The following is a 24,235-nucleotide window of genomic DNA, read 5'->3' on the forward strand; positions in this document are numbered from 1 at the left end:
AATCGCAGCAGTTAAAGTAGTTTTACCATGGTCGACGTGACCAATTGTGCCCACGTTTACGTGTGGCTTGTTACGTTCAAACTTAGCCTTAGCCATGTTCATCTTCCTCGTTTACGTCGAACACAATCCTGAGTAAAACCCAGCTCCGACATGTCGTTTAAAAAATCAAACACCCAATACTTGAAAAGCAGACTAATAAGCCTGCTTTTTAAAATCTTTGCAACAAAGTTGCCAAACTGTATCTGGAGCTCTTATCGAGATTTGAACTCGAGACCTCTCCCTTACCAAGGGAGTGCTCTACCACTGAGCTATAAGAGCAAATAAAAACTTCAATGGAGCGGGAGACGAGGGTCGAACTCGCGACATGTAGCTTGGAAGGCTACCGCTCTACCAACTGAGCTACTCCCGCACGATGTTGGTATAAACCACTTATCGAAGTCTTAAAATTGGTGGTGAGAGAAGGATTCGAACCTTCGAAGCTTACGCGACAGAGTTACAGTCTGTTCCCTTTGACCGCTCGGGAATCTCACCATTTTACACTTACTTCAGTGTTGTTCTTTTACCCCACTACCCAAACTTCTAAGATGGTGCCGGCACACGGATTCGAACTGTGGACCTACTGATTACAAGTCAGTTGCTCTACCAACTGAGCTATGCCGGCGTTTCTTAGTGTTTCGTACGTTTCGTATCGGAACGGTGTGCAGTTTAGCAAAACTTAGAATCCGTGCAAGTGTTTTTTTCAAAAAAACCGTCAAAAACTCATAAAATCAATCCGTTTGACGATAATTCAACCGCTTTGATCACTGCGCGAGCTTTTATTTGGGTTTCATTCCACTCAGATTCAGGATTTGAGTCATAAACCAGACCTGCGCCAGCCTGAACATAGACCTTATTTTCACGAATCACACAGGTTCGAATGGCAATCGACATGTCCATTTCACCATGCCAGCCTAAATAACCCACAGCCCCTCCAAAAATTCCGCGTTTGACCGGCTCGACTTCGTCAATAATTTCCATGGCACGGATTTTTGGTGCACCCGAAAGCGTACCTGCCGGGAAAGTGGCTTTAAACACATCCAGCGCATCGACATCATCGCGAACTTCACCCTGCACATTCGAGACAATATGCATGACATGCGAATAACGTTCGATCACCATCTTATCCGTGACCTGCACTTTACCGATTTTTGACACACGCCCAACATCGTTACGCCCCAGGTCAATCAGCATCAAATGTTCAGCAATCTCTTTTTCATCAGAAAGCAGATCTTGCTCAAGCGCCAAATCTTCTTCTTTGGTTTTACCACGTGGACGCGTCCCGGCCAAAGGACGCACAGTCGCAATGCCATTTTCCAGACGCGATAAAATCTCAGGTGAAGATCCTACGATATGAAATGGCTTTTGATTATCTAAAGTCCGCCCTTGAACCAGAAACAGATACGGTGATGGATTCAGATGACGCAAGGCACGATAGACCTGTAAAGGCTCGCCATCGAAGTCCGAGACCATACGATGCCCCGGCACTACCTGCATGACATCGCCCGCTTTAATATATTCCTTCACCTTGGCAATCGACTCGATAAACTTGTCATGCCCGGTTAAAGACTCAAAATGGGGAGCGGTATGTTTTTTGGCTTGCAGGCTGATCGGGGTTGCCAGCGTATTTTCCAGTTCATCCAATTGAGCCAGGGCTTTGGCATAGGCCTCGGGATCATTTGCATCTGCATGTACAATCAGGAACAAGGTGTCTTTTAAGTTATCAAACACAATGACGGTTTTAGACAGCATCATCCAGATATCCGGCAAACCGACCGGATCGGCTTCAGGCACATTTTTTAGGCGCGGTTCAATATAGCGTACCGAATCATAGCCAAAATAGCCCACCAGCCCCCCGGTGAAACTCGGTAAATCAGGCAAATCTTTTTGCATCGGCACATGGAACTGCGCCTGAAAATCACGGATATACTGAAATGGGTCGCTACATGACTGAGTATCAACAGAACCATCCACCTGCTGAACGGTTAATACACCGCGGTTGCATGAAAAAACAGTGGACTCACCCAAACCGATAATGGAATAACGTGCCCAGTTCTCTCCTCCCTCGACCGATTCAAACAGATAGGCCTGACTGTGGTCTTTCAGACGTGCAAATACGGATAATGGAGTTTCGGTATCGGCCAAACGCTGACGATAAACCGGAATCAGGTTATAACCCTCAGATTTTAACTGTTCGAATTGAGCTTGAGTTGTCATGAGTATTCTCTATGTTTTCGATATGGCTGGTTTAAGTTTGTTTTCCTGTAATCTGACTTAGTTTCGCCATCGAAAAACCATACAATTTCTCATTCCACTATCCTTAATTTTCACTTATTGCGCAAGTAATTCTGTTAAATCATCAACCACTTGTTGCGGCTGGCAATCATGAATATCTTCACCATGATTATAGCCATAGCTCACCACAATACAATCAACTCCCGCACGTCTTGCTGCTTCGACATCATTACTAGAGTCACCAATCATTAAGGTTTCTGCCGCAGTGACATTATATTCATCAACACAAAACAGCAGTTGCCGTGGATGAGGTTTACGCTCTTCAAAACGGTCCCCACCAATCACATCGACAAAATAATGATTCAACCCCAAGGCTTCAACAATCGCACGTGCCGGCTGTTCCGGTTTATTGGTGACACAAATCATTTGCTTATTGCAGCTTAAACCCCAGTCAAGAAATTCGACTACCCCTTTAAAAGGCTGGGTATCCACACAGGGATCTGCATTATAAATACTTAAAAAAGTCGCCAATAATTGCTGATGCTGTGCAGGATCGACCTTTCCGGTAAGATATTGCAAAGTGCTATGGCAAAAAACAGAGGTGCCCTTACCGATCCAGGTACGCACCTGTTGCTCAGTCACGGTCGGCAATTGCAAGACATTGAGACTCATGTTCATGGCCCGGTATAAATCTGATGCCGAGTCAACCAAGGTACCATCCAAGTCAAATAAAATCAGTTTACGGCTTGCAAGTTTTGCTACAGACATCATTTCCCTCTTATGATTGATTTCGACCGCACAGATACAATAAAGGCATGCGATTGCATGCCTTTATTGTATGTCGCGTGCAGGCTTATTTAAAGAACAACCAGGCAATGATTGCAAGGATAATCAATACAACAATGGAGATTAGGCCCACCGATGCATTTTTCTGCTCTTCCTTGACTTGCTCTACACGTGATACCGGTGTTTCAACCGCGATAGGTATTTGCTTCTCGGGAATTGTACTCAAGTCTACACCTTCAGGAATAGGTGCAGGTTTCGGGATGGCAACCCCTTGTGGCATACCATCACGACTCAGCTGAACGCTGGCATCGCGCTCGGTCAGTTCAGGCATGCCCTGATCATTCATTTGCTGTGCTGCGGTCTTTAGCACTTCAGTTTCTACAGGCTGTTTAACTGCTGGCCCTTCCTGATTTAATGCAGCGACAGTCTGTTCAATCTCAAGCGGCACGTCTATTGCTTGAGCAGGTTCTAGAACTGAAAATTTCAGGCTTGCGAACTGAATGATATCCCCTTCTTTTAACAAGGTTTCATGTTCAATACGTACATCATTGACAAAGGTGCCATTGGATGAGTTTAAATCTTGCAGCCATAAGGCTTGGTCTTTGAGCAAGAAAGCCGCATGTTTACGGGAAATTTCCCCGGCCTGCAATACGATATCTGCACTCTGATGGCGCCCGACCAACATATCACGGTCGATGCTGATTTCCTGTCCCGTTAATTCACCAGTAATTGCTTGTATTTTCCAAGTCATGAAATGCACTTCTCTTTGTGATTTTGAATCATCATATCACGGCAAATATTCAATTCTTTAGCCACGCTGTCAAGAACCAGAACGAATCGTGGTTGTGGTCACGGTATTTTTGGTTTTTTTAACCTCGGTCACCGGCATAGCAACACTTTGTTTCTGCACTACCGGTTCTATCGCAATCGGTGTGCTAAATGTGGCTGTATTGGGCTGATTTTGGGTTGCTGATGGCAATGTTTGATAAGGAGAGGCTTTCGGTGCCGATGAGGTAACCGGAATGCGCTGCTGATAAATATCTTCTACATTTTCAGGTAATTTGGCAAAAGTACCATCCTGATCCATGGCCAACTGCAAGCTGTACAATTGGCTATAACGCTGCTGCGACAAACGGCGCACATCATTCTTATCTCCAACAATCGTGGGATGGATAAAGACCAGCAAATTGCGCTTCTCATTGGATTTGGCATCGGCACGGAAGAGACGCCCCAAACCAGGTATTGCACCCAAACCCGGTACCGACTGACGGCTATGAATCGAGTTGTCGGAAATCAAGCCACCCAAAACAATAGTCTGTCCATGTTCTGCCAGAATCGAGGTTTTAATGGCACGCTTGCTGGTCACCAGATCCTGGGCCTGACCTTTGTCCTGTACCGCAGAAACTTCCTGCTCGACTTCAAGACGCACCGAACCACCCTCCCCAATATGCGGCACCACTTTTAACGTGACGCCAACATCCTTGCGTTCTACCGTGGTATAAGGATTCAACCCTGCTGAAGTCGTTGTTGCAGAACCGGTCACAAACGGCACGTTCTGTCCCACTACAATATAGGCCTCTTCATTATCCATGGTGACAATGGAAGGTGTCGAGAGCAGATTGGACTTGGTTTTGCTTTTTAGCGCCTGAATCAATGCGCCATAAAGTTTGCGTGAACCGTTATCGCTTTCCCTGTAATCACCAAGTAACAACGAGGTACCGGTTCCCAAATTGGCCGCAGCACCTGCCGCACCACCGGCTACATATCCGGCGGCAAGCTCGGCAATACTTGCACCGACATTGCTAAAATTAATTAAGCCGACGCCGTTGGTCAGATCACCCAAAGCCCACTGCACACCCAGCTGATCGGCATCATTGCCTTCCACTTCAATAATGGCGGCTTCAATCAGGACCTGTTGACGACGGATATCCAGCTGCTGAATGGCCGATTCAATTTCACGCATCAGTTGTGGATCAGCTTTCACCACCAATGAATTTTGGCTGTCATCAGCAATAATACTGACGCCATTAGCATTAAAACTGGTGATGCTATTCTGATTACTAGTATTTGATCCTGCACCCAGATTAATACTTGGGGTCGAAATACTGGAAGAACTGCTACCAGATGAACTACTGCCCGAATTGTTATTGTTTGAATTGTTCATCACATTATTGTTTGATGAACTATTTGAATTGGATGAACCGGATAACGACTGACCAGACACCAAGCCCTGTAAGATTTCCGCCAGATTTTTGGCACTGGCATATTTTAAGCGAAACACTTTTAAACCACCCAAACGATCTGCTGCTGGCACATCCAGCATTTCAATCATCTGGCGGATGCGTTTGCGTGTTGCGGTGTCACCTTTCAATACAATGCGGTTGGTCCGGGTATCTGCAATGATGCGGATACGGGAACCTTTTAAATCTCTGGCTGCGCCGGTAGAGCTCATAGATTCCAGCAAACCAATCATTTCTTCAGCCTGACTGGATTGCAGGCTCACCGCTTCAATGTCATTTTGTCCGGTACCATCCAGATTACGGATAATGGTTTCCAGCTGATAAATGTTACTGGCACGGTCTGACACAATCAGTGCATTGGTTCCAGCCACTGCCGATAAATGGGCAAATTGCGGCATCAATGGACGGATGGCAGGAATCAGGTCATTCGGGTTGGTATTTTCCAGCCAGATCACCCGTGTGACAATTTGATCACCAGTCGCACGGTGCTTGCTGTCAAAAGGCACACCGGAACTTTTGACATTGCTATCTGGAACCAGTTTGATGGTATTGCCTGAAGGAATGGCGACCACACCATTCACGTTCAATACGCCCAGAAACAGATCGTAGACTTCGGCTTTATTTAAAGGCTTATTGGAAATGACCGTGACATTGCCGCGCACACGCGGATCAACAGCAAAATTCTTCCCGGTAATATCGGCCACTTCATTAATAAATGCAGTTAAATCAGCATCTCGTAAGTTGATTTTCCATGTTTGCGCTTGAGTAGAGGTACTCACCATAGCAATCAGGGGTGCAGCCGCGAATAAAGCCCACACTGGACGATGATTAAATAAAGCCATAAAGTTCCGTGCTTCCTAATCCTGTAAGGTGACGATGCATCACTTAAAAATTTTGTTGTATGGTCATCACTTGATCACCACGCTTTATTTCTATTTTGACCTGACCTTCACGTCGAGCCTGTTCCAGCAGCTGGGCATCACTTTGCCCCTGCCCCACAGCCTGTCCATTTAAAGACATGATGCGGTCACCTGGTTGCAGTCCCAGCTTACTGCGCAATGCCGCTGGCGTTCTTGCCGTAACTTCATAGCCCCCACTCGCTGCATTGACCCCCATATCTTTTAAATACTGATCACGGTCTTCCTGTATCTTCTGCACCGCCTGCCCTAAAGCATTTTGTTCCTGACTGGGCATAGGCGGTGTGGTCTGATTATTCATCGGTAAGCTGTTTGTTGCTACAGGCGGAATAATGCTCTGATCCAGACCATTTTCCATACCTTTGAATTGTAGTTCTCGCGTAGTCCCATTACTTTGACGCAACACTACCCGATCCCAGTACACTTCAGCCAACTGATAAGAGGTCGGGGCAATATTTTCACCCACCTGATAGCGATCGGCCTGATCATTGACTTTAATGACTGCGGAGGAAAACTGATTGGGATGACCAACCACCACACCTTGCAAAATCAAATTAGCCGTGTCTTCTGCCGCAGCTGTTCTACCTGCTTCCTGAAACAGGGCAAATGAAGAAATATTGGGTACCTGTGGCTGGTGTGAACCCAGCTCAACACGGTCCAGCTGCATGACCTGAGGCGGCGCCACCAGCAGCCAAAAAATGTTTGCCAACTTCCAGCATAAATATAAAATCAGCAGGACCAAAAATAAGGGAGCAATCCGATCTGTCTGCTTCCAGTTGAGTTGTTGAATTTTTTCTAACCACTGATTCATTATTAGAGGCCACCTTTAAACAAAGGTTGGCGCGAACTCACCACATAGGTATCCAAACCAGCTTTACCATTATAGGAAGAGATATTCAGCAGCAGACGTTGAGTCAACCGCAGATCGAGCATCACGTTTTGATCCAGTTCCAATGCCATCAGCTTTTGATCACGCTGATCCCGGATATCAAAAACCAGCTTATTATTTTCATCCGACAATTTTCCTTTCAAGGAAGGAATATTCATTCGGTCCTGACGCTGGGCATAATTATAAACCAGCTCGCCGCCCGCCCATTGCAACTGACCTTCAGCCCCGGCAAAACCCTGTTCTTTTTTAAAAGAAAAATTGATATCCTGCAATTGGATGGCATTGGCCGGCCACTGCCATTCTACCAGATGTTTCAGCGTTTCCGGCGCAACCTGGCCATTCAAGTCATGGACCATTATTTTTTTGCCAAAACCATAGCCAACAACAGCATCCAGCTGGGTATTCCCACTATGTAACTCTATGTTTGCCCCCAAACGCAGCAAAAAAATATCCAGAGGACGTGTTTTCCAACTCAACGACCCGGTTAAATTACCCTTCTGCCAATCTGCTTGCCCCTGCCAAATATTACCGCTGACGTTTTGTAAAATCTGGTTGTTTTTATAAAATTTTGAAATCAGCCAAGCCGCTGGAATTTGGAGTAATATGAACATTAAAAAGATGCTGACGGAGAAAATCCACCAGGTGATATATTTGGGTTTTTTAATCATCCCACCACGACCCACATGTCAATTATTCTTCCCTTAACACGAATATTATATTTCTACCCCATTATGCACACTTTTTTCTCAACGCCAATTCCAAGTGATAAAAAATAGATATAAAAAAACCACGCTTAAAAGCCTGGTTTTTTTAATTTAATTCGATTAGATGACTATCTGATGAATATTTCCATCAAATGAGAAAATCTTCTAATTTTGCACCACTTTCAAGTTCTGCAACCAACCAGCGCGGTTGTTTACCACGACCAGTCCAAGTATCTGCTGAATTCTTTTTGCTGCGATAACGTGGTTCTACAGATTTGCGTGTACTTTTCTTACGTTTGGTGGCACCAAACTCTAAAATTTGTTCAATGCTTAAACCAACGTTATCAGCAATGTCCAAAATTTGCTGATAGGCATCTTCAACTGCCTGATCATTTTTAGAAGCAATTAATGCTTCAGCTTCAACTTGTAAACGCTTTAACTCTTCAACAGATAAATTACTAATGTCAGGCATCATATTAACTCCAAAAAAGGCTTTATATTTTTTTAATTAAAACTAGCTCATAATATTTTTATTATTTAAAACATTCAATAGAATTTTTTAAATAATAAAAATTAGCTAAATAGATTTTACAGCCCACTATATTGGAAAAACCTTAATTTAAAATTAAATGTTTTACGCTTAACTCAATTTCTGTAATTTTATGGCGAATAATTTCTGGTATTTCCGTTTTAAGCATGTTGTGCTTATTTACACAAACAATCACTGCTTCTGCCACGGCAACAGTTTTTTGTTGCGACTCGCTCCATAATAAATAGCTCATACGAAAGGCACTATTACGAATTTCCTCAACACGCACACCAATTTTAAGCTGGTCTGGATAAAATAGCGGACTAATATATTTGCATTGGTTAGAAGCAACCACTGTATAAACATCCTGTGCAAAAATATTCAAGACATCCATATAAAAAATGCGGGCACTTTCGATATAACGATAATACATCACGTTATTTACATGCCCAAATGCATCCATATCGCCCCAAGCAACAGACTGATCATAAATCACCGGATAATCGGACAGAGTGAGCATATTTCTTACCTTTATATTTTTATTTCAACAAAATTTGCATTATTTTCAAAAATTAAATTTAACTGCTTAATCAAATCATCCTGACCTTTTAAAGTAGATTTAATTCTTAAATAATTCATCATCACATTATCTGGGTATAACTCCAGCAATTGGTCAGCTTCAGCCGCTCTTGCAGTAGCGGTATATACATGCCACTTCACAAAGGCAAATACAGGTAAAGAAGGATATTTACTTTCCCAATAGTCAATTCGTTGCTCAACCATTAAATAATCCGGACTTTGCTTTAATAATTGCTGCTGGAACCATAAATAAAAAACGTCTTGATTAAACTGTTGATCCAGTAAATGTAAGACCAAGGCTTCATGCTGCTGGCTCATTTCCGGCATACGTGATAACAGCTTTAACCATAACACTTTAATCTCATAATCACGGCTATAAATCTGGTCCTGCAAGTCTAAATAGCGCTGTTGCAAATTTTGCAAACTTTCGATATTAGCCTGATCAAAATTAACCAATAATTGCTGTAACCATTCCCGTTTTTTTTCTGTGCCCAGATGTCCATATTTAGTCGAGCGTAAATACATCCAGGGAAACTGAATGGCAAACTTTTCCCATAAACTGGTTAATCTTAAATCATATGCACTTTTTACATCTTTTAACCAAGGTGAAAGCTCATGTTGATTTAAGAATTCAAGATGGGTTAATGCTTGCTCACCATCATTTTGCGACAGGTAAATTTCTATGCGCTGTATTTCGGCCAATTCAAATGCCATGGCATTACTTTGGTTTAAGATGGCAAGCGCTTGGGGATATTGCTGCTGCATCCAATACAAACGTGAACCAATAATCCCCTTTAATAAACCCGATTGAGAAAAGACGTTTTGAATAAATTGATGTTGATCTTGTGCCGCCTCTAATAACCAAATTACTGCCAACTGTTCATAAGGGTGCAAGTTTTTAAAATTAAAAACCGTTTCCAGCTTTCGTTGTTCCCGGGTTAAATAACGTTTAATGAGCAACCACAATAATTGGATCAACAGGCTTAAACTGGCCAGAATAATAAACATAATCCAGATATTGGTTTGAATTTGCCATTCACGCCAGTATAAATAAACATAACCTGCGCCATACCCATAACTTAAAACACTTAAACCTGCGATAATAAGTAGGCTGATAAAAGCATAGGCCAGTAAAATCTGCTTCATGAATTTATCATCCCAATAATGCACGTGTATTTAAACTAGGCGTAGGCAAAGCCGTAAATCCTTTGATCTTCTGGATATTCTGAATCAGCTGTCGCGACTTCTCATCGGGGATTTGATTTAATAATTGAATAATTTCAGTCAGGGATTTTTGATACTCTAAATATTGCCCCTGTTTTAAGGCTTGTTGCGCAACGAGCAGTCGGAGCTGCGCTTCTTTTAAAATTAACGGACGCTGCATAAGCGCCGTAGCAGGTTGTTTCGCAGGTTCAATCACCAGCCAGCGTTGCCAGAAAGATTTACCCGATGCCTGGCTCGCGTTTAATTGGGGTGCATGTAACTCTTGGGCCAGCGCAGCATCAAGTTGCTGAATAAGCGCATCCACTTTGATTTGCTGAGCCATCCGCTCACTGACAAAATGCTGAATAAGCTGATGATCTTTGGCAATAACCTGATGCAGACTTTGCTTCAATGGTGCCGCAAGGGCATATTGCTCAAGACTTTGATCCAAACGGGTTAATTTATCCAGAGCTGCGGTAAATTGTTGTTGCTGCAACATAAATTCAATTAATTCTAGTTGCTGTTTAATCACCACAACTGGATCAATACTTGCTGCCTGAATGGTTTTTAAATTCTCTGCAGCCTGCGAACTTGCCGGTGCAGACTCTCCTGTCAGCATGACTTTGCGCTGTAAAGCGACAAATTGATCATTTAAATTTGCATTATTCTGTTCGATTCGATGCAGACTGGTATTTAATTCTGTTTGTTGTGCAGTAAGATTGAATAAGTCATAACTTAATTTAGCAATCCACAGTAGACTTAAAATAAATAATAAAATGAGTATTTTCTTCATGTGTTCCCTTGCACAACAACAAGCTTCTGCAGAATTGAATCTGTTTTTAAATCAGGTAGTCGCGTGATATTAAAACATGTTGCATGATTTTTTTTATAATTCGAAACAACTTGATACAGGCGCTCCCCTAAAACCAAATAATGCCCTCTTGCAATAAGGTGCCTCTGATGTTGCATGAGCTGAATCCAGTTTAACCAACCCGCTTCGCTACTGACTACCATAGCATACTGTTTTTGTTTTTCTAATAAAGATAATACATTAGCTAAATCTTGCTGAGTAAATACAGGACAACGGCGCTCATATAAAACAAAATTTAGAATTCGCATGCCTTGCTGTTTTAACTGATCCATCATAAACATCCGCCCCCCTTCACCACGCCAAAAAGCCAGACACTGACCTGAATTGAGGGTTTGTAAAATAGGAAGCTGTAACATTCCTTCCGATGTTTCAACTTTGGGGACTTCGGCAGAAATACCATATTGTGCCAGAGCCTGAGCAGTGCGATCCCCGACCGCAATCCACTGAATATGTTTAAGCTGATCCAGCGTTATGCATGATTGTTTTAAATAATCCATGCCGATTTGCACGGCCGTGGGACTCACCACCACAATCACCTGAGCAGCAGGCAATTGCTGATAAAGTTCAGACAAGTCAGCTGACCAGGGTCGAGGCAGCAATTGCAATAAAGGTAAATCCAACACCTCAATTTGAGCCATACGTAAGGCATGACTCAAACTTTCTGCACGGTCCTGCGGACGTGTATTGATAAACAGCATATTAATATAGGGCTTTCAATAAATCGCCAGCGCCTTGTTCAACTAATTTTTGCGCTAGCATTTCACCCAGCTCTACAGCCTGTTCAGGTGTTCCGCTCAGTTTAGCTTTTAATAAAGTCGCACCATCTACACTACCAACACGACCTTCAATATGTAATTGACCTTCAATTAAAGTCGCATGCCCTGCAATCGGGACCTGACAGCCCCCTTCCAAATAGGCATTAAATGCGCGTTCTGCACGTACACACACATCAGTTTCGCGATGTAACAGTGGTAAAATAAGCTCCAGCACAGCCTGATCTGCCGCACGACATTCCAGACCAAGCGCCCCCTGTCCAACTGCCGGCAAGCTCACTTCCGCTGGCAGCGTATGACGAATACGTTCAGCCAGCCCCAAACGCTTTAAACCCGCACTTGCCAAGATAATAGCATCATAAAGACCTGCATCCAGTTTGGATAAACGCGTCCCCACGTTACCCCGTAAATCGATAATTTCCAAATCGGGACGGGCTTTTAAAATCTGGCTTTTACGACGCAGGCTCGATGTACCCACTTTGGCGCCTTGTGGCAAGTCATCAAAACTTGCATAAGTATTAGACACAAAGGCATCCAGCGGATCTTCACGCTCACAGATCACCGCAAGGCTCAGTCCTTCAGGCAAAGCCATCGGCACATCTTTCATTGAATGCACCGCCAAGTCTGCACGGCCATCCAGCAGGGCTGCTTCCAGCTCTTTAACAAAAAGTCCTTTTCCGCCAATCTTGGCTAAAGGCGTATCCAGAATTTTGTCACCTTGGGTGACGAAGGTCACTAACTCAACTTTAAGATCCGCATGTAATGCTTCCAAACGGGCACGAATATGTTCCGCCTGCCATAAAGCAAGCGGGCTTTGTCGAGTTGCAATCTTCAAAATCTTCATAAATCCAAGAAACAGTCAATAAGTGCGTTAGTGTAAACTTAACGTGCTGACTGGAAAATGCAAGTAAATTTGCATTCTCCTTGTCACCTAAATTTATGAAAACAGATTTAGATCTTTTGGATGCGTTCTCTTAAATTGGGCAGATGACGTCGGCTGACCGCCAGGCGTTCTTCCAGTTCACGGCAACGCACTTGATACTGTCCCGAACTGATCACTTCAAGACCATCCAGGAAATGTACTGAAACCAAAGCATTGCGATGAATTCGAATAAACTGGTCGCCAAATTCGTTTTCCAGATCTTTTAAGGTTTCATCGATCAGTACACTGCCATTTTTATGCCGTACCGTGACATATTTTTGATCTGCCAAAAAATAATAAATATTTTCTACAGGGATCAATTCCACACCACGATAGGTTTTCGCAACAATCTGATGGCGTTTTATATTGAGTTCGTCCATATCTTCTTTTTGTTTTAAGTTGCTCATTTGTGCTTGAGTCAGTTTTGTTAAATGATCTAATACCTGTTGCAATTCCTGCTGCATCACCGGTTTTAGCAAATAGCCTTCTGCATGCGACTTAAATGCCTCCAAAGCATGTTCATCATAAGCCGTACAAAAAACAATGGCGGGCATAGGATCAAGCTGGCGCAAATATTCAGCACAGCTCAAGCCGTCCATTTCAGGCATTTGAATATCTAACAGTACTACATCCGGCTCATAGAATTGAGTCATTTCAATTGCTTGCTGCCCATAACTTGCAGTGGCAACCACCTGATGTCCCAATTGCGTAACTAAACGTGACAAGCGCTCTACGGCGAGAGGTTCATCATCGCAAATCAGGATGTCCATTTCTCCTCCTTCACAGTCAACATCATTTTTTTTATAGGTTAACTATGATCTTTTATTTATATCGATATTGCACAACTGTGGTAAATATTCCCTTCCCCGCGTATGTCTGAAAAGTTGCAGAGTGCCCATAATAAGCTTCAAGCCGCTGCTTAACATTTTCAACTGCAATACCATGTCCCTGTCGTAAATTTATTTTATCCTGTGCATAAGGATTAGTAATGACTATATTGACTTGATTTTGCAATATTTCAATCAATATGCTTATCGTACTCTTTGTTAGAAATTTTTCAACTCCATGAAAAATACTATTTTCCACTAAAGGTTGTAAAGTTAATAAAGGAATTTGTATCTGAGAAAATAGAACTTCATCGTCATATTTCCACTCTACCTGTAAGCGATCCCCCAAGCGAATCTGTTCAATGGCCAGATAACGCTGGCACAGTTCAATTTCATCTTTTAAGCGCACCAGTTTAAGTTCTTTAAAACTGGCCCGAAATAACTGTGATAAATTCAGTAACATTTGTTCCGCTTTATCCGGATCAATGGTAATCAGACTGATCACCGTATTTAAGCTATTAAATAAAAAATGCGGATGGATCCGCGCCTGCATGGCCTGAATACGTGCGTTTAATTCACTGTTTTGCTGACGCGACCATTGCTCACGCATATAAAGATAGCGAAAACAAAAACTTCCAATCAGCACCCCATAACTGAGATGTAATCCAGCGCCATCGAATAAAACCTGTAACGTCAAATGCTGGAATTGAAAATTTTGTCCAAAGAAAATAACACCGTTCAACACCACCGTGGTCAATAACACAATAATCTGCAGTAAAACAAAGCCCGCAACCAGGGTCTGCCCAAAACTGAAGTGCTGGATTTTGCTCTGCAGGCGCTCAATCAAGGCAACAAAAGCCAGTAAAACCCAATCAATGAACAATATATATTGCAGCAGACGACCCACACTTAAAGCCGTCCAGGATTGTGCTTCTGCCAGAGCCAAGATGACCGCCAAAATATTGCTGGCAATAAATAATTCAATTAGATGTTGCCAATGCCCTATTTTCGTAAAAAAATAGGCGTCATTGTTTTTCCGATCATCTGTATAGGTCGAAGCTGGATCGCTTTGTTTTTCGGCAAGTGATTCTGAATTTGCTATACTCTTGTTCAAATTACTGCTTTTTATTTTATTGAGCCGATATGACCACATCTTCTAATTCCTCAAATCCGTCACAAGCCCAAACTTCGGGTATGTGGGGCGGTCGTTTCTCTGAAGCTACTGACGCATTTGTTGCTGAATTTACAGCATCTGTTCAATTTGACCAACGCTTTTATAAACAAGATATTGCAGGTTCTATTGCGCATGCAACCATGCTTGCCAAAGTAGGCGTTTTAACAGAACAAGAACGCGATGACATCATTAACGGCCTAAACACCATTAAAGCTGAAATTGAAGCAGGTGAATTCGAATGGCGCATTGACCTAGAAGATGTGCACATGAATATCGAGTCGCGCTTGACCAGTCGTATTGGCATCACCGGTAAAAAACTGCATACCGGTCGTAGCCGTAACGACCAGGTGGCGACAGACATCCGTTTATATGTACGTGATGAAATTGATGCGATTTTAGAGTTATTGCAAAAATTACAAAAAGGCATTTTGGGTCTGGCGGCGAAAAATACCAATACCATTATGCCGGGCTTTACCCATCTGCAAACCGCTCAGCCTGTGACTTTTGGTCACCACTTGATGGCGTGGTTTGAAATGCTGGTACGTGACTCTGAACGTTTAATTGACTGCCGTAAGCGTGTGAATCGCTTGCCGCTTGGTTCTGCTGCACTTGCAGGTACCACTTATCCGATCGAGCGTGAATACACCGCACAGCTTTTAGGTTTTGAAGCCGTGTGTGAAAACTCGCTGGATGCCGTGTCTGACCGTGACTTCGGTATTGAATTCAATGCTGCTGCATCTTTAATTATGATGCACTTGTCACGTATGTCTGAAGAAATGATTCTGTGGACTTCTGCGCAATTCAAATTTGTCAACATTCCAGACCGTTTCTGTACCGGCTCTTCAATCATGCCGCAAAAGAAAAATCCGGATGTTCCAGAGTTGATTCGTGGTAAGACTGGCCGCGTATACGGCGACTTGATGAGTCTATTAACGCTGATGAAAGGTCAACCTTTGGCCTATAACAAAGATAACCAGGAAGATAAAGAACCATTATTTGACGCAATCGATACTGTTCGTGGTTCATTGATGGCTTTTGCCGACATGATTCCTGCACTGGTTCCAAATATCGAAATCATGCGTGAAGCAGCGCTTCGCGGTTTCTCGACTGCAACTGACCTTGCAGATTATCTGGTGAAAAATGGCGTGGCATTCCGTGATGCACATGAAATTGTCGGTAAAGCAGTTGCGCTAGGTGTGCAAGAAGGTAAAGACCTGTCTGAATTGACACTTGAACAGCTGCAACAGTTCTCTGGTCTGATTCAAGCTGATGTGTTTGAAAAAGCCTTGACGCTTGAAGCCTCTGTCAATGCACGTAACCACATTGGTGGTACGGCACCTGCACAGGTTGAAGCAGCGATTGCTCGTGCTTACGCTCGTTTAGAAAAACTCTACGCTTAAGGAAAACGGATATGTCTCGACAAGTTTTTTGCCGTAAGTATCAAACAGAAATGGAAGGTTTAGACTTTGCTCCCTTCCCGGGGGTAAAGGGTCAGGAACTGTTTGACACCGTGTCCAAACAAGCCTGGCAGGAATGGCTCAAGCATCAAACTACGCTCATCAATGAAAAACGCCTAAACGTGTTTGAACCGGATGCGAAAAAATTTCTTGAAGAACAGCGTGAGAAATTCTTTAACAATGATGAGTCACTGGAAAAAGCTGAGGGCCTAAAGCCTGAGGCGTGATTAAGCGGAGCAGTGCTCCGCAAGGCAAGAGCTTTGCTCGCGCAGGCTTTAATCTAAAAAGAATCCCCAATAAAGGGGATTCTTTTTTAAGCTGATCTGAATTTTACGCAAGACAAGCGAAGCGCGTAGTTTTGATTGTCAAAAGGGAATCTCAAAAGATTCCCTTTTTAGCTGAGGAAGCTATTCACTTAAATCCATGCTAACAATATTCGTTTCCGGGTAATTTAATTGTCAAAAACATTTCTTATAAGGCTTTTTTATTTTTTCTGAAAATCCCAATTAGGCATTCATTTTCTATTTATTTGGTAATTTAAAAAATTCTACTTATTCCATAAACCTTTTAAACATTTAGAAATAACTGTAATTCAAAACTACATTTCTCAATAAAACGATACATTACAATACAATAACCTACATGATTTGGCAGTTGTCCTCCCCTATACTTGGTCTCAAGTAGATGGTTAAACATCTTATAACAACTATAAATATCCCCGATTTCAATCCTAGATTTCCCCCAAAATCTAGGATTTTTTTTATTTGCTATTTTTAATCCTTATCTTTGCCCGAAAGGCTTATAGAAATAAAAAAACGCCCCCTTTAGGACGTTTTTTATTTTTAAAGCTAAACTTAGGGCTGTTTTAAATAGGGCCATGCAGCCTTTAAATAAATAAACATCGACCATAACGTCAGCACTACAGCAGTGTAAAGCAATGCATAAGCCAGCATTTCAAATGGTTGCCAATTCAGTAAAAATACTGAAATCGCAATCATCTGGAAAGCGGTTTTATATTTACCTACAGTCGAGACAGCCACGCTGGTACGTGCCCCAAGCTCTGCCATCCACTCGCGTAAGGCAGAAACCGTAATTTCACGTGAAATAATGACAATGGCAGCAAAAGCCATAGAAATGGTGGGTTGCCATTGCACCAGAACAATCAATGCAGCCGCAACCATCAGCTTATCCGCTACAGGGTCCAAAAAACGGCCGAATGCAGAAGTTTGATTGAGTGAGCGGGCCAAATAGCCATCGAACCAGTCCGTGACAGCAGCAATGACAAAAATGGCTGTTAAAATAACGTGACGAGTCATATTTGTATCATGACCAGAAACACCCACTGCAGGGGGCCAATAAGCCACCAGCAAGAAAACAGGTATTAAAGCAATACGCGCCAAAGTCAAGATATTTGGAATATTCAGGATGCGACCTGTAGTCATAGACACCGCCAATTTTTCCCCTTTATGTACAATGAAAAACCACACATATTTTGAGGATTGATTCATCGTTAGTGAGAGTCACTTTATACGAATTGCTATAAAGTGTCACTAGGCAAACACGGTAACTGTCTGTCTGGAAATCGCAATCAATCTGTTTGCTGCATCCCAAAGATGCGCATACTCGGTCGAATAACCTTCAGCAGCATAATCGGTAAATACTTTATATTTAAACCAATCATGCAGATGACTGTTTAAAGGGTGCACATAGGTCACATGCCAGGTCAGCGAACTGGCCGGTGCAAATGTGTTAAACATCGGTAAGACACCAGGTGGCCACATATCGAAAGCCACCATCAAGTCGGCGATGCTCATTTCCCGATTGTCATGCCGATCCGGATTAAAACGCATCCAGCCACTAAAATCAGGTTTCACACTGCCAGTGCATGGATACTGTCCATCTACCCAGACCAGATCCATCTGTCCAAAACATTCCGGCGCTAAAGGATGATGCTCCGCAATGTTTAATTGCTCAGGCATAAGAAATTCAGGTGCAAGTCGTTCCTGTTGCACGGAAATAGTCGACTGGCGATGCGTGCCAAAACTGGCAATCAAAATACTTTGCACAGCATCGTCCTGCCAGAGCCGCACTTCAACCGTGGTCACGGACTTGCCTTGACGTAAAATTTCAGCACTCAATCGAACTGGTGCCAGCTGGACTGGACCAACAAAGGTCACACTGGTACTTAACAGCTGTTTTTCTGCATCTGCAACCGCGAGTAAGGCTTTGTGCATCATCATCCCGGCCACCAGTCCACCATAAATGGTGCGCCCCTGTAACCAGCCTTGCGGAATATCGACCCATTCGTCCTGTCCGATCGCAGTGAATAATTGGCGCAGTGACATCCTTCGTCCTTTGGATTTTTTAATTGGCTCTATCTTTCACTTATTTTGGACTGTTGTGAATGATCAATGACTGCTGCGTCAGTGAGCATTTTGGCCAATCTGCCTGAATTTATTCATGTAACACCTTATAGATGGTTCTGGCCATGACATCACCCAGCCCGGGCACCAGCTTCAAGTCATTTTCCGATGCTTTCAGTACCCCCTGTATACCGCCAAAATGGGTGAGCAAATCACGGCGGCGTTTCGGACCCAGTCCAGGAATCACTTCCAGTACCGACGAGCCACGTTTCTTGTCGCGTTTGGCACGGTGTTTGGTAATGGCAAAACGGTGTGCTTCATCGCGTACCTGCTGAATCAGATGCAGGGCTTTATGGTCTTCTGGTAACTGGATTTTTGTGCCATCGGTAAAATGCAAGGTTTCCAGACCGGGTTTACGCCCCTCGCCTTTGGATACCCCCACCATAAAGGCATCCAGTCCAAGATCCTGCATCACTTGCATTGCCATATGTAATTGGCCTTTACCGCCGTCAATCAGCAGTAAATCCGGCAACATGGCTTTTTTATAACGGCGGGTCAGTGCCTGACGCATGGCCGCATAGTCATCACCGCCGGTAATATCATCAATGGCAAACTGACGGTAATCGCGTTTTCGTGCACCGCCCGAATCAAACACCACACAGGAAGCAATGGTGGCTTCACCCATGGTATGCGAGATATCAAAACATTCAATCCGGTCAATCGGACGCCCCACCACCTGTTCCAGCTGATGGAAACGTTCATTCAGTTCAAAATGATTGGCCAGCTGGCCTTTAATGGCGTGCTGCACATTCATATTGGCCAGTTCCAGCCATTCGGCACGGGTTTCCCGCACATTGTGCTTGATCTGTACTTTCTTGCCGAATTCCTGTTGCAAGGCCTGTTCCAGCTCTTTGCGGTCCGGAATCTCGACATTGACAATCAGCTCGGCAGGAACTTCATCGGCCACCTGAAAATAGAAGTTCGCCATGAAATCCGAGAGCATTTGCCCCAGATCATCACCCAGCATATCCGGGAAATAGCTTTTACCCCCCAGCATTTTACCATTGCGCACATGCATGATCTGCACGCAAGTCACGCCGGCATGATAGGCAATCGCCAAGATATCGGCTTCACCTTTGAGTTTATAAATCGCCTGTTGCGATTGCACATCGCGCAGCAAGGCCATGCGGTCGCGGTAAAATACAGCTTTTTCAAATTCGAGCTTTTCAGCGGCTTCTTCCATTTTCTGAATCAATTCTTGATTCAATTCTTTGGTATCACCCTGTAAAAAGCGCATCGAGTTGTCTACATCATTTTTATATTCTTCAGGGCTAATTAAACCGACACAGGGCGCGCTACAGCGTTTAATCTGGTACTGCAAACACGGACGTTTACGCTGAGCAAAATAGCTGTTTTCACACTGCCTCACGTTAAACAGTTTTTGCAGCACTACCAGCGTATCCCGGGCATTATAGGCACTTGGATAAGGCCCGAAAAACTTGCCGAGCTGATGTTTACCCTTGCCTCGACCGGCTGCAATACGCGGATAAGGCTTGTCACTGGAAACAAAAATATAGACATAGGATTTGTCATCGCGCAGCATGATGTTATACGGCGGACGATGCAGCTTGATCAGGTTTTGTTCCAGCAATAAAGCTTCGGTTTCCGAGCGAACTACCAGCGTTTCGATATCATAAATACGCGCCACCAAAGCCTGCGTTTTCGGATGTTCGATGGTTTTGACAAAGTAACTGGACACACGGTTTTTCAGATTTTTGGCCTTGCCGACATACAACAATTCGCCGTCCTGACCCAACATACGGTACACGCCCGGTAAAGTGGTCATATGGGCTAAAATCTTTTCAATATGTTCTCGTGCGTTTTCGTTCACATTCAGCCTGATTTAAATTGCATAAACTTTGCTACATGATGTGATGGTTTTCATGCCATTTTCAAGCGAATCGCCTGTTTTTATCGCGATCATACAAAGTTCCAGCAATCACCTGATTGCTAAAAGCTATAAGTAAATTGCGCTTATTTTGCTATGCTCAGGCCATCTGAACAATTTGGATCAAACTGAATGACGACTCCCAATCACGCCATGCATATCGTCAAACCTGTCACTGCAACGCATAGCACATCTGAAAAAGATAAACTGATTGGCAAGCCGCGTTTTCATTTTGAACCACTTGAAGTCATGCAGCTGTTGAAACAGCGCATTATTGGTCAGGATGCTGCCCTGCAAGAAATCGAAAAAATGCTGCACGTGGTCAAAGCCGATTTTTCCAGTCCTGAACGCCCTCTTTCCGTCACCTTAATGCTCGGCCCGACTGGTGTGGGTAAAACTGAAACCGTGCGTTTAATTGCCGAGGCGATTTATGGTCGCCCGGATGCCTTCTGTCGCATCGATATGAACACTCTAGCACAGGAACACTATGCGGCAGCCATTACCGGTGCACCTCCGGGCTATGTCGGCTCCAAAGAAGGTCATAGCCTGTTTGATGAAACCGCCATTGCAGGCAGTCATACCCGCCCGGGGATTGTGCTGTTTGATGAGCTGGAGAAAGCCTCCACAGAAGTCATTCGCAGTTTAATGAATGTACTGGATACCGGAAAGCTGACCCTCACTTCAGGCACCAAAACCATCGACTTTCGTAACTGCATGATCTTTATGACCAGTAATGTCGGTGCACAGGCAGCACAGCAATATCTGGATAAACTGAATTTCTTGCCCAAGAAAATGCAGGATCTGTGTCTGAAAAAAATACCAACCAGAACCATTATTGAAAAAGTGATGTTTAAGAAATTCGATCCAGAATTTCTCAACCGCATTGATCGGACTTTACATTATCAGGCGGTACAGGATGATGCTCTGCCAAAACTGGTGGACATTGAACTGCAAAAACTGAATCAGCGCCTGCAGCATCAAAAACGTCAGGTGGTTTTGACCGAAGCCGCCAAAGCACACTTTTATAAAGATCATGATATCCGTTTTGGTGCACGCCATTTGGCCCGCAAAATGCGCACTGAACTGGAACCGATTCTGGCGGTGTATTTTTTAAATTATCCGGAAAAAACACAGCTCACTTTAAGCTATGCAGATGGGCAATTGATCATTCAGCCCGAATAATCCTTGTTATCCTCATGCTTGTAGTCAAATACTCAAACAGGTATTTGACTACAAATATGTCACTTTTACTTCAGTTTCAAGCTCCCTCCGCTGCACTGAAAATTGGGATCGATTGACTATTTTGACCAAAACAAGGCCATAAAAAACTTGAAATAGCACACTTGTACCCGCTATAAATAAGCACGACATTATTAGAAAACCTTAATCTAAACAAAAAGTTCATTACATTTTTAATAGCTACAGTAAAAATAGGGTTGCCAAGCCTCAGGATTTGTTGAAAAAAATTGATGACCCTAGCGTCACGGCTTGATACAACTTGTTATGTTCTTTTTGGATATAGTTATCGTAAGATTGGCGAAGCATAAATGTACGCAGGAAAAAAGGCGTACATGCTTCACAACATCAACTTAGAAGTCCTCCAAAATAAAGGAGATCAGGCATGATCCACGCTGGCAATGCCATTACCGTCCAAATGCTTTCGGACGGAATTGCAGAATTCCGCTTTGACTTACAAGGTGAGTCGGTCAACAAATTTAACCGTGCAACAATTGAAGATTTTAAAGCTGCCATTGAAGCTGTAAAAGCAGATAGCACGATTAAAGGTTTAGTTGTTACTTCGGGTAAATCTACATTTATCGTTGGCGCAGACATCACTGAATTTGGTGAAAACTTCGCTCAAGGCGAACAAGCGATTGTGGATTGGGCTTTGCCTGTTCACGACATCTTCAATGCATTTGAAGATCTAGAGATTCCTAAAGTTGCTGCAATCAATGGTATGGCATTGGGTGGCGGCTTTGAAATGTGCCTGGTATGTGACTACCGTGTCATGTCAGAAGCAGCGCAAGTCGGCCTTCCAGAAATCAAACTGGGCATCTACCCTGGTTTCGGTGGTACTGTTCGTTTAAGCCGTGTTATTGGTATCGACAATGCGGTTGAATGGATGGCAATGGCTGCGCCTAAAAAACCTGCTGCTGCACTTAAAGACGGTGCTGTAGATGCGGTTGTGGCTGCGGACAAACTTACTGACGCTGCGATTGACTTGGTTAAACAAGCACTTGCTGGCCGTGTAGACTGGAAAGCAAAACGCCAAGAAAAATTAGACCCTATTAAATTAAACCCGCTTGAACAAATGATGGCGTTCAATACGGCGAAAGGTGCGGTACTTGCGAAAGCAAACCCTGCGCAATACCCTGCGCCTAAACTTCTTCTTGATTCTTTACAGGCAGGTGCAAGCCTTCCACGTAACGAAGCATTAAAAGTAGAAGCTGAAGGTTTTGCTAAAGCTGCGGTAACTCCACAAGCTGGCGCGTTGATCGGTTTATTCATCAACGACCAAGTGGTGAAGAAAACTTCTAAGAAATATGAAAAAGGTGCTCATCCTGTAAACCAAGCCGCTGTACTTGGCGCGGGTATTATGGGTGGTGGTATTGCTTACCAGGCGGCAAGCAAAGGCACACCAATCATCATGAAAGACATTGGTAATCCACAGCTTGCACTGGGTATGAAAGAAGCGAATGGCTTGTTAACAAAACAAGTTGAACGCAAGAAAATGAAACCTGCGCAAATGGGTGAAACCCTTGCTCGCATCCGCCCGACTTTAAGCTACGAAGAATTTAAAGAAGTGGATATCGTGATTGAAGCGGTAACAGAAAACCCTAAAGTGAAGGGTATTGTACTGGCTGAAACCGAGAAGAACGTTCGTGAAAACACGATCATTGCATCAAATACCTCTACGATTTCAATCACCCGTCTGGCTGAAAACCTGCAACGTCCTGAAAACTTCGTCGGTATGCACTTCTTTAACCCGGTGCATATGATGCCACTGGTAGAAGTCATCCGTGGTGAGAAAACATCTGCTGAAGCAATCGCAACTACTGTGGTTCTTGCTCAGAAAATGGGTAAAACACCTATCGTGGTAAATGACTGCCCGGGCTTCCTTGTGAACCGTGTATTGTTCCCTTACTTCGGTGCGTTCGACCTTCTTCTTAAAGATGGTGCAGACTTCCAGCAAATCGATAAAGTGATGGAAAAATTCGGCTGGCCAATGGGCCCTGCTTACCTGATGGACGTTGTCGGTATCGACACAGGCGTTCACGGTGCAGAAGTAATGGCTGAAGGCTTCCCTGACCGTATGAAACCGGACTTCAAAGGTTCGATTCAAACCATGTATGAAGCAAAACGTTTGGGTCAAAAGAACGACGTTGGTTTCTACAAATATGAATTAGACCGTAAAGGCAAAAAAGCCAAAGTGGTTGATCCAACTGCATATGAGCTGGTTGCTTCTGTTGCGACAAGCGACAAACGTGAATTTGATGCTCAAGAAATCATTGACCGTATGATGCTGACTTTCTGTAACGAAACTGTTCGTTGCCTGGAAGACAACATCGTTGCAACTGCTTCTGAAGCAGATATGGCGATGATCATGGGTGTAGGTTTCCCTCCATTCCGCGGTGGTCCATGCCGTTACATCGACCAAACAGGTGTTGCTGAATACGTTGCACTTTGCGACAAATACGCTCACTTAGGTAAGGCTTATGAGGCGCCACAAATGTTGCGCGACATGGCTGCTAACAACAAAAAATTCTACGGTTAAGGAGCAA

General features: G+C 43.7%; 22 protein-coding genes and 4 tRNA genes. 4 read left to right on the forward strand and 22 right to left on the reverse strand.

Annotation, left to right across the window (positions count from 1 at the left end; genetic code table 11):
- The 19 genes from ACE01T_RS07190 to ACE01T_RS07280 all read right to left on the reverse strand — a co-directional run.
- Nucleotides 1–96, reverse strand: a 96-nt coding sequence (locus tag ACE01T_RS07190) for a GTP-binding protein (RefSeq protein ID WP_079393000.1), incomplete at its 3' end; no start/stop codon positions are given.
- A gap of 147 nt (nt 97–243) precedes the next feature.
- A tRNA-Thr gene (locus ACE01T_RS07195) sits at nt 244–318 on the reverse strand.
- Nucleotides 319–333: 15 nt separating this feature from the next.
- A tRNA-Gly gene (locus ACE01T_RS07200) sits at nt 334–409 on the reverse strand.
- Nucleotides 410–447: 38 nt separating this feature from the next.
- Nucleotides 448–531, reverse strand: a tRNA-Tyr gene (locus ACE01T_RS07205).
- 54 nt (nt 532–585) lie between these two features.
- A tRNA-Thr gene (locus ACE01T_RS07210) sits at nt 586–661 on the reverse strand.
- A gap of 98 nt (nt 662–759) precedes the next feature.
- Nucleotides 760–2,253 carry an anthranilate synthase component I gene (gene trpE / locus ACE01T_RS07215; protein WP_395519016.1) on the reverse strand — a complete coding sequence of 498 codons (1,494 nt, stop codon included), beginning with the start codon at nt 2,251–2,253 and terminating at the stop codon, nt 760–762.
- Nucleotides 2,254–2,367: 114 nt separating this feature from the next.
- Nucleotides 2,368–3,039, reverse strand: coding sequence for a phosphoglycolate phosphatase (locus ACE01T_RS07220; RefSeq protein ID WP_180174537.1), 672 nt, complete (start codon nt 3,037–3,039; stop codon nt 2,368–2,370).
- A gap of 85 nt (nt 3,040–3,124) precedes the next feature.
- On the reverse strand, nt 3,125–3,808 hold the full coding sequence (locus ACE01T_RS07225; protein WP_180174538.1) for an FHA domain-containing protein: 684 nt from the start codon (nt 3,806–3,808) through the stop codon (nt 3,125–3,127).
- Between the two features lie 69 nt (nt 3,809–3,877).
- Nucleotides 3,878–6,139 carry a type II secretion system secretin GspD gene (gspD, locus tag ACE01T_RS07230; protein WP_180174539.1) on the reverse strand — a complete coding sequence of 754 codons (2,262 nt, stop codon included), beginning with the start codon at nt 6,137–6,139 and terminating at the stop codon, nt 3,878–3,880.
- Nucleotides 6,140–6,182: 43 nt separating this feature from the next.
- Nucleotides 6,183–7,025 carry a type II secretion system protein N gene (locus ACE01T_RS07235; protein WP_180042016.1) on the reverse strand — a complete coding sequence of 281 codons (843 nt, stop codon included), beginning with the start codon at nt 7,023–7,025 and terminating at the stop codon, nt 6,183–6,185.
- A gap of 2 nt (nt 7,026–7,027) precedes the next feature.
- Nucleotides 7,028–7,771, reverse strand: a complete 744-nt coding sequence (gene gspN, locus ACE01T_RS07240; RefSeq protein ID WP_180042014.1) for a type II secretion system protein N — start codon at nt 7,769–7,771, stop codon at nt 7,028–7,030.
- Nucleotides 7,772–7,955: 184 nt separating this feature from the next.
- A complete protein-coding gene (locus ACE01T_RS07245) occupies nt 7,956–8,282 on the reverse strand; it encodes an H-NS histone family protein (protein ID WP_086196446.1) in 327 nt (108 codons plus the stop codon).
- Nucleotides 8,283–8,421: 139 nt separating this feature from the next.
- Nucleotides 8,422–8,856: an acyl-CoA thioesterase gene (locus ACE01T_RS07250; protein ID WP_086196447.1), complete on the reverse strand. Its 435-nt coding sequence runs from the start codon at nt 8,854–8,856 to the stop codon at nt 8,422–8,424.
- 11 nt (nt 8,857–8,867) lie between these two features.
- Nucleotides 8,868–10,061 (reverse strand): heme biosynthesis protein HemY, encoded by a 1,194-nt coding sequence (locus ACE01T_RS07255; protein WP_166170672.1) that lies wholly within the window; start codon nt 10,059–10,061, stop codon nt 8,868–8,870.
- A 7-nt stretch (nt 10,062–10,068) separates the two neighbouring features.
- Nucleotides 10,069–10,911: a hypothetical protein gene (locus ACE01T_RS07260; RefSeq protein ID WP_180174540.1), complete on the reverse strand. Its 843-nt coding sequence runs from the start codon at nt 10,909–10,911 to the stop codon at nt 10,069–10,071.
- Nucleotides 10,908–11,687: a uroporphyrinogen-III synthase gene (locus tag ACE01T_RS07265; RefSeq protein ID WP_395519017.1), complete on the reverse strand. Its 780-nt coding sequence runs from the start codon at nt 11,685–11,687 to the stop codon at nt 10,908–10,910. The genes ACE01T_RS07260 and ACE01T_RS07265 overlap by 4 nt, the downstream gene beginning before the upstream one ends.
- Nucleotide 11,688: 1 nt before the next feature.
- Nucleotides 11,689–12,606: a hydroxymethylbilane synthase gene (hemC, locus tag ACE01T_RS07270; RefSeq protein ID WP_086196451.1), complete on the reverse strand. Its 918-nt coding sequence runs from the start codon at nt 12,604–12,606 to the stop codon at nt 11,689–11,691.
- Between the two features lie 107 nt (nt 12,607–12,713).
- Nucleotides 12,714–13,454, reverse strand: coding sequence for a LytR/AlgR family response regulator transcription factor (locus ACE01T_RS07275; protein WP_166170677.1), 741 nt, complete (start codon nt 13,452–13,454; stop codon nt 12,714–12,716).
- Between the two features lie 52 nt (nt 13,455–13,506).
- Entirely contained in the window at nt 13,507–14,664 is a 1,158-nt protein-coding gene (locus ACE01T_RS07280) for a sensor histidine kinase (protein ID WP_180042008.1), read from the reverse strand.
- Between ACE01T_RS07280 and argH the strand changes: the two genes are divergently transcribed.
- Together argH and ACE01T_RS07290 are read left to right on the forward strand one after the other, a co-directional pair.
- Nucleotides 14,655–16,085 carry an argininosuccinate lyase gene (gene argH, locus ACE01T_RS07285; RefSeq protein ID WP_180042006.1) on the forward strand — a complete coding sequence of 477 codons (1,431 nt, stop codon included), beginning with the start codon at nt 14,655–14,657 and terminating at the stop codon, nt 16,083–16,085. The two genes, ACE01T_RS07280 and argH, sit on opposite strands and share 10 nt — an antisense overlap.
- Nucleotides 16,086–16,096: 11 nt before the next feature.
- Nucleotides 16,097–16,369 (forward strand): oxidative damage protection protein, encoded by a 273-nt coding sequence (locus tag ACE01T_RS07290; protein WP_180042004.1) that lies wholly within the window; start codon nt 16,097–16,099, stop codon nt 16,367–16,369.
- A 627-nt stretch (nt 16,370–16,996) separates the two neighbouring features.
- Here ACE01T_RS07290 and pgsA read toward each other — a convergent pair.
- The 3 genes from pgsA to uvrC form a co-directional block, all read right to left on the reverse strand.
- A complete protein-coding gene (gene pgsA, locus ACE01T_RS07295) occupies nt 16,997–17,584 on the reverse strand; it encodes a CDP-diacylglycerol--glycerol-3-phosphate 3-phosphatidyltransferase (RefSeq protein ID WP_086196466.1) in 588 nt (195 codons plus the stop codon).
- A gap of 108 nt (nt 17,585–17,692) precedes the next feature.
- A complete protein-coding gene (locus tag ACE01T_RS07300) occupies nt 17,693–18,487 on the reverse strand; it encodes an acyl-CoA thioesterase (RefSeq protein WP_180081453.1) in 795 nt (264 codons plus the stop codon).
- Nucleotides 18,488–18,596: 109 nt separating this feature from the next.
- Nucleotides 18,597–20,396, reverse strand: a complete 1,800-nt coding sequence (gene uvrC / locus ACE01T_RS07305; RefSeq protein WP_395519018.1) for an excinuclease ABC subunit UvrC — start codon at nt 20,394–20,396, stop codon at nt 18,597–18,599.
- 189 nt (nt 20,397–20,585) lie between these two features.
- Between uvrC and ACE01T_RS07310 the strand changes: the two genes are divergently transcribed.
- Both ACE01T_RS07310 and fadB read left to right on the forward strand, forming a co-directional pair.
- On the forward strand, nt 20,586–21,635 hold the full coding sequence (locus tag ACE01T_RS07310) for an AAA family ATPase (protein ID WP_395519019.1): 1,050 nt from the start codon (nt 20,586–20,588) through the stop codon (nt 21,633–21,635).
- A 439-nt stretch (nt 21,636–22,074) separates the two neighbouring features.
- Nucleotides 22,075–24,228, forward strand: a complete 2,154-nt coding sequence (gene fadB / locus ACE01T_RS07315; RefSeq protein ID WP_180175046.1) for a fatty acid oxidation complex subunit alpha FadB — start codon at nt 22,075–22,077, stop codon at nt 24,226–24,228.
- The last annotated feature ends 7 nt before the right edge of the window (nt 24,229–24,235 follow it).

Origin of the sequence: Acinetobacter uliginosus (assembly GCF_044130295.1) — a bacterium.
GTDB lineage: Bacteria > Pseudomonadota > Gammaproteobacteria > Pseudomonadales > Moraxellaceae > Acinetobacter.

Coding starts and splice junctions, on each gene's coding strand:
- ACE01T_RS07275 (WP_166170677.1), bottom strand. CDS start 13,454: ATGGACATCCTGATTTGCGATGATGAACCTCTCGCCGTAGAGCGCTTG.
- ACE01T_RS07255 (WP_166170672.1), bottom strand. CDS start 10,061: ATGAAGCAGATTTTACTGGCCTATGCTTTTATCAGCCTACTTATTATC.
- gspD (WP_180174539.1), bottom strand. CDS start 6,139: ATGGCTTTATTTAATCATCGTCCAGTGTGGGCTTTATTCGCGGCTGCA.
- hemC (WP_086196451.1), bottom strand. CDS start 12,606: ATGAAGATTTTGAAGATTGCAACTCGACAAAGCCCGCTTGCTTTATGG.
- argH (WP_180042006.1), top strand. CDS start 14,655: ATGACCACATCTTCTAATTCCTCAAATCCGTCACAAGCCCAAACTTCG.
- ACE01T_RS07300 (WP_180081453.1), bottom strand. CDS start 18,487: ATGTCACTGCGCCAATTATTCACTGCGATCGGACAGGACGAATGGGTC.
- pgsA (WP_086196466.1), bottom strand. CDS start 17,584: ATGACTACAGGTCGCATCCTGAATATTCCAAATATCTTGACTTTGGCG.
- ACE01T_RS07265 (WP_395519017.1), bottom strand. CDS start 11,687: ATGCTGTTTATCAATACACGTCCGCAGGACCGTGCAGAAAGTTTGAGT.
- trpE (WP_395519016.1), bottom strand. CDS start 2,253: ATGACAACTCAAGCTCAATTCGAACAGTTAAAATCTGAGGGTTATAAC.
- ACE01T_RS07250 (WP_086196447.1), bottom strand. CDS start 8,856: ATGCTCACTCTGTCCGATTATCCGGTGATTTATGATCAGTCTGTTGCT.
- ACE01T_RS07245 (WP_086196446.1), bottom strand. CDS start 8,282: ATGATGCCTGACATTAGTAATTTATCTGTTGAAGAGTTAAAGCGTTTA.
- ACE01T_RS07235 (WP_180042016.1), bottom strand. CDS start 7,025: ATGAATCAGTGGTTAGAAAAAATTCAACAACTCAACTGGAAGCAGACA.
- ACE01T_RS07290 (WP_180042004.1), top strand. CDS start 16,097: ATGTCTCGACAAGTTTTTTGCCGTAAGTATCAAACAGAAATGGAAGGT.
- fadB (WP_180175046.1), top strand. CDS start 22,075: ATGATCCACGCTGGCAATGCCATTACCGTCCAAATGCTTTCGGACGGA.
- ACE01T_RS07220 (WP_180174537.1), bottom strand. CDS start 3,039: ATGTCTGTAGCAAAACTTGCAAGCCGTAAACTGATTTTATTTGACTTG.
- ACE01T_RS07225 (WP_180174538.1), bottom strand. CDS start 3,808: ATGACTTGGAAAATACAAGCAATTACTGGTGAATTAACGGGACAGGAA.
- ACE01T_RS07280 (WP_180042008.1), bottom strand. CDS start 14,664: ATGTGGTCATATCGGCTCAATAAAATAAAAAGCAGTAATTTGAACAAG.
- ACE01T_RS07310 (WP_395519019.1), top strand. CDS start 20,586: ATGACGACTCCCAATCACGCCATGCATATCGTCAAACCTGTCACTGCA.
- gspN (WP_180042014.1), bottom strand. CDS start 7,771: ATGATTAAAAAACCCAAATATATCACCTGGTGGATTTTCTCCGTCAGC.
- ACE01T_RS07260 (WP_180174540.1), bottom strand. CDS start 10,911: ATGAAGAAAATACTCATTTTATTATTTATTTTAAGTCTACTGTGGATT.